1 protein-coding gene and 5 pseudogenes are annotated in these 4986 nt (G+C 65.9%); 1 reads left to right on the forward strand and 5 read right to left on the reverse strand.

Going from position 1 to position 4986, the window contains the following annotated elements:
- Positions 1–76: 76 nt before the first annotated feature.
- A pseudogene (locus RUR49_RS15000) lies at positions 77–338 on the reverse strand (Mu transposase domain-containing protein); the annotation flags it as partial.
- On the reverse strand, positions 302–1678 hold the full coding sequence (locus RUR49_RS15005) for a class I SAM-dependent methyltransferase (RefSeq protein ID WP_409147200.1): 1377 nt from the start codon (positions 1676–1678) through the stop codon (positions 302–304). The pseudogene RUR49_RS15000 and the gene RUR49_RS15005, both read right to left, overlap by 37 nt.
- A gap of 105 nt (positions 1679–1783) precedes the next feature.
- Between RUR49_RS15005 and RUR49_RS15010 the strand changes: the two are divergent.
- Positions 1784–2070 (forward strand): annotated as a pseudogene (locus tag RUR49_RS15010) (transposase); the annotation flags it as partial.
- Between the two features lie 35 nt (positions 2071–2105).
- Here the strand turns inward: RUR49_RS15010 and RUR49_RS15015 are convergent.
- From RUR49_RS15015 to istA, 3 pseudogenes are all read right to left on the reverse strand, one after another.
- Positions 2106–3289 (reverse strand): annotated as a pseudogene (locus RUR49_RS15015) (IS256 family transposase); the annotation flags it as partial.
- Positions 3269–3476: pseudogene (locus tag RUR49_RS15020) on the reverse strand (ATP-binding protein); the annotation flags it as partial. The pseudogenes RUR49_RS15015 and RUR49_RS15020, both read right to left, overlap by 21 nt.
- A 35-nt stretch (positions 3477–3511) precedes the next feature.
- A pseudogene (istA, locus tag RUR49_RS15025) lies at positions 3512–4907 on the reverse strand (IS21 family transposase); the annotation flags it as partial.
- Between the last annotated feature and the right edge of the window lie 79 nt (positions 4908–4986).

Genomic DNA, 4986 nt, shown 5'->3' on the forward strand with positions numbered 1-4986 from the left:
GAACCGGCCCACCGACGCGCGGCAGGCCATTGATCAACGCCAGATAATGCAAGGGATTGGAGACGAACACGCCTTAGCCAAAACAGCGCGGGTGCCAGGCAATCTCGGCGCCGCCGCACAGGATCACGACTGCATCGACGAAGCCCTTCACCACGACGTCCTGGAAGCCGTACGTCGTCGGCACGGATTACTCGTTGGAACGATACCGAACCAGCGCCGTCGACGAAACCCGTCCGCCGCGCTTCTCGCAGGGATTTCAGCGGCACGGCCGGTAGGTCGCGCAACGCTGTCTGGTCGGCAATCAGCCGCTCTCCGATCGTTCCGGGATGCCGTCCGGCGCGTCGCGTAAGACAGTGGCTGAGGCTTCCGTTCCGAGTACTGCCGAATGCCGGCCCACCTGGCGACCAAGGAACTCGGGAGAGGCCATGAAGCGCGCCGCCAGCGCGGCGATAGTGGGCGCGGCGGCAAGGTGCCGCTCGACTTCCTCGAAACTGCCGGCGGCGCGACCAAGAAACAGCCGGTATGCGGCATGCACATCCGCCGCTGTGGCTGCTTCAAAGTCCTCCCCTTCCTGTCCTCGTATCGCGCGTAACGCTCGCGGGAGGCGCGCCCCATCCTCAGCAGCGCTGCAAGCGGCCTCCCAGCGTCGAGGCCGGCCCATGCGACGTGTGACCTCGGCCTCGGCGTCGAGCAGCACCAGTTGCGCCGACATGACAAGCAAGCCGGCGGAGGAAGGGGAAAAGCCTGCGCGGAGTGTCACGCGTTGGGGTTGATCGGGTTTGAGCGGACCCGGCAGGGTTAGCAACTGGACCACCCGCGCTTGAGCGTCGGCTACGATGGTCAGCTCAACGGCGGCGTGGGCGTCGGCGCCGGAGTCGTCGCGCCATGGCGAGCGGGAATCGTTGCAAGCGATAACGGTCAGTTGGGGCGCGACGCCGCACGTCAAGCGCGCCGGCGGCTCGATAACTTCAAAAGAGCAGCGCCACGGGTCTGAGGCGAGAGCCGCTTCGGACTCTGCGGCGAGGTTGCGGAGGTCGAGACGCACGGACGCGACGAGCGGATGTGCGTCGTCCTGCGGCAGAAGGCACCACAGATACTCAACGACGATGAGTTCGCGGCCGAGGCGGTCGGCGAGCGCTCGAACGCCCGCGACCACGTCGGGAAACCGGGGACGATAGTCATGGCCGCAGGCAACGCCGGTTGGGCGCAGATGACTGCTCCAGAATGCCATATTGGCCGACAGTATGGGGTCGGCGTGGACCGAGTCCTCGAAAAACAGGTCTATCGGCCGGTCCCATGTCTGGAAATCCTCAGGGCTGTATCCTTGCAACGCCTGCACGTTCGGGCAATTGGCCACATTCGCTAGGAACTGGTCTATGCCGAAACTGATCCCATAGGCCTGCTCCATGGGCCGTATGCCCTCGTTCCCTTCCCACGGGTCGATACAGCAGACGGTGACGGAGGGATCGGCGCTCTTCGCCCAGGCCCAGCTCGACCGGCCGAACAATGATCCGATTTCAACGATGGTGCCGCCGACCGGCACCAATGCAGCGAGCGCCTCAATCGCGCGCAGTTCCCATTCGGACACCTGGCCAGGAATGGAGATATTGTAGGGCATAGCGTAATCCGAAGGCCCTCTGTTCGTAGAATTTGATAAGGTGGACGGCACGTTACTCATCTAGTATCATATAAATGAGTATCTGTCGAGCTGATGGCTGGCCTGCCCCCCTTAAAATGGCCCTCCCTGAGGTATGTGTTTTGGGCCCTATTAGAGGACGAGCAATTGGCGAGGAAGCGGCATAAGCCCGAGGAGATCGTGGCGAAGATTCGGCAGGTTGACGTTTTGGCGGCGCAGGGTAAATCCGTTGCGGAGGCGATCCGGGCGACGGAGGTAACCTACTACCGCTGGCGGAACGAGTACGGCGGGCTGAAGGGCGACCAGGTGAAGCGCTTGAAGGAGCTCGAGGCAGAGAACCTCCGGCTGCGGCGGGCCGTGTCCGACCTGACGCTCGACAAGATGATCCTGACGGAGGCCGCCAAGTGAAACTGGTAAGCCCCGCCCGTCGCCGAGGGGAGTTATGGTCGAATCTGGGTTATGCGGCCGGTCAGGCGGCGCACTGATCAGCGTGTGTCGGGTCCGTGACACCGTCGGTCAAAATAACGCCTGCGATGACCAGCGGCAACCGGTTTTCGCTTTTCAGCCGCCATGACTTCGACGGCGCCATCGCAAGCTTGAAGACCATGAGGCGCGGCGCGAGAGTGCGCCCTTGGTGCGCACGTCCGGTGGCAAACGGAGGCGAAGACGCTCTCGATCGGGCTCGAGTTCCTCCGGTGGTCCCAGTGCTCGGCGGGGAAATCGAAGAACGTGAGGTGCGCGTCGGCGTCCTTCGTCAGCCATCCGACCGCATTGGGATACTTGGCGCCATACTTCTCGATTAAGACGGTGACGGCAGCCGCGGCGCTCGCCCTATCGGGGCGTCGCGGATCACGACCAGGTCGGCCTTCATGGTCCGCTGGACCGACTTCGGCACCTTGTTGAGGGCGTTGGCCGCCTTGTGAACCCAGCAGCGCTGGTGTCGTGTCTTCGGGAAGATCTCCTCGAGCGCCATCCAGAGGCCGAGCGCCCGTCGCAGACCGCGATCTCGGGCGCGACGGCGAGGCCCCGCGCCTTGAGGTCCACGAGGAGTTCGCGCCAGCTCTGCGCGCTCTCGCGGACGCCGACATGGAAGCCGACCGGCTCCTTCTTCCCCTCGGGCGTGGCTCCAGGGAGGATGAGCATGCACGCCGCGTCGTCCCCCATCCGGGCCTGCAGGTAGACGCCGTTCGCCCACAGGTACACGTACCGCCGGGCCGAGAGGTCGCGGCGCTTCCAGCGGTCGTACTCGGCCTGCCAGTCCTGCTTCAGACGCCCGATGACCGAGGGCGACAGGTTCAGCGCGTCCTTACCAAGGAGCGCCGCCAGCGCATCCTGGAAGTCGCCCGTCGAGCTGCCGCGCAGGTGCAGCACCGGCAGCAGCGCATCGAGGTTCTTCGTGCGCCGCGCCCACTCCGGCAGGATCGTCGAGGTGAAGATGATCCTCTTGCCGTCCGGCGCCGCGGTCTCCGCACCGCAATCGCGTAAGTTCAACCGCTTCACATGAACCGGGCAGATACCGGTCGGGAGTGTCCGCTCCGGCCCATGGCCATGCCGGACGACCCTCGCCAGTCCGTCCGGGAGGCGCTGCTCCCGCATCGCGCCCTGGAACGCTTCCGCCTCCGCCTCGACCTTCTTGGCCACTGGCAGCTTTGCGACGGTGATCTGGTACTTAATCGAGCGGGCCTTCTTCTCGCTTACTCTCGGCCTCGAGCAGGCTACCGACGACCCGCTGGGGCTCGTGCTACCGCTTGACCGCGGTTGTGACGATCGCGTCGAAGGCGGCGCGCATCCCGTAGAGCTTCAGCGCCCCCACTGCTTCCAGGATCTCGGTGCGCTCCATCAGGCGGTCCTCCTCAGGCTGTCGTAGCGGGCTCAATCGGCAGCCGGCTCGATGGTCAGCCGCAGCGCCTGTGCGGTGGCGATGGTGATCGCCGGCTCCCGCCGCCGGGCCAGGATGTTGAGGATGACGTCGGCGGAGTGGACGCCCTCGTTCTGCGCTTCGGCGCACGCGGCCTCCACCGCCGGCAGGCCGTCGGTGAGCACGGCGGCGAGGATGGCGACCATTTGCCGGTCACCGTCGCCGGAGCCGGCCAGCTTGCGCCGGATCCGCTCCATGCCGCCGGGCAGCACCCAGTCCGTGAAGGGCGCGCCGTTCCGCAGGGCCCCCGGCTTGCGGGCCAGCACCGGGACTTAGTGCCAGGGATCGTAGATCGTCCGGTCGCGGCCGAAGCAGCGTTGGTGCTCGCCGACAATGCGGCCGTCCTGGCGCAGCTCGATCCGATCGGCATAGGCGCGGATCTCGACCGGCCGGCCGACAGCGCCCGCCGCCACCGAGTACTTGTTGTTGTCGAAGCGGACGAGGCAGGTCTTGGAGACCGACGCCGGCACGGCATGGAAGCCGTCGAACCGGCCGGCACAAGGCACGAGGTTCGGCCGCTCCGCCTCGAACACCTCCCAGACGGTGCGATTGCGCAACTCGGGATGGCGCAGCACCTTGGCCCGGGCGATGCACTGATCGAGCAGCCAGGCGTTCAGCTCCTCATAGCCGCCGCACCGCAGTCGTGGCGTTAACAGGCGCTCGCGGATTTTGCCGACCTGGTTCTCGACCTGGCCCTTCTCCCAGCCCGAGGCGGGCGTGCAGGCGACGGGATCGACCAGATAGTGCCCACACATCTGCAGGAAGCGGCGATTGTACGCGCACTCATTGCCGACGAAGATCGCCTCCACCGCGGTCTTCATGTTGTCGTAGATGCCGCGGGTGCAGGTACCCTTGAAGACGCCGAATGCACGGTTGTGGGCGTCAAACACCATCTTCTGGCTCTCGCGCGGATAGGCCCGCACGAACGGCATGCGGCTGTGGTAGAGTCGGACACGGGCGACCTTCACGGTTACCGTCACGCCGGCCAGCAGCACGACTTCGTGGCTCCAGTCGAACTGGTAGGCCTCGCCGGGGGCAAAGCTCAGCGGCACGAACGCCGCTGCCGTCGCCGAGGCCCGCTCCCGCCGCCACCCCCGGGCATAGCGACGGACCGCGTCGTAGCCGCCGCCATAGCCGAGCCCGCGCAGCTCTTCGCACACTTTGATTGCGTCAGCCGCTCCCGCGCCGGCTTCGCTTCGTTCACCGTCAGAAGCCGGTCCGGCTTGTCGCGCACCGGGCCGATCTTCGCCCCCGGCTGCACCTGCTGCTCGTAAGTGAAAGGCATCTCCGTCGAGCGCAAAACCTTCCGACCACCTTCCGCGACGGCTTCAGCTCGCGGCAGATCGCCTTGATCGGCTTGCCCTGGACTAGAGCGGAATCGGATCATTCCGGTTCATATCCGCAGGCGGTGAAGAAGCTGCGGGCATCGCTG

Source organism: Pseudoxanthobacter sp. M-2 (assembly GCF_046156265.1).
Classification (GTDB): domain Bacteria; phylum Pseudomonadota; class Alphaproteobacteria; order Rhizobiales; family Segnochrobactraceae; genus CAMDHY01.

What these genes read in the sequence shown, in the direction of transcription:
- RUR49_RS15005 (WP_409147200.1), bottom strand. Translation starts at nt 1,678, where the DNA reads ATGAGTAACGTGCCGTCCACCTTATCAAATTCTACGAACAGAGGGCCT.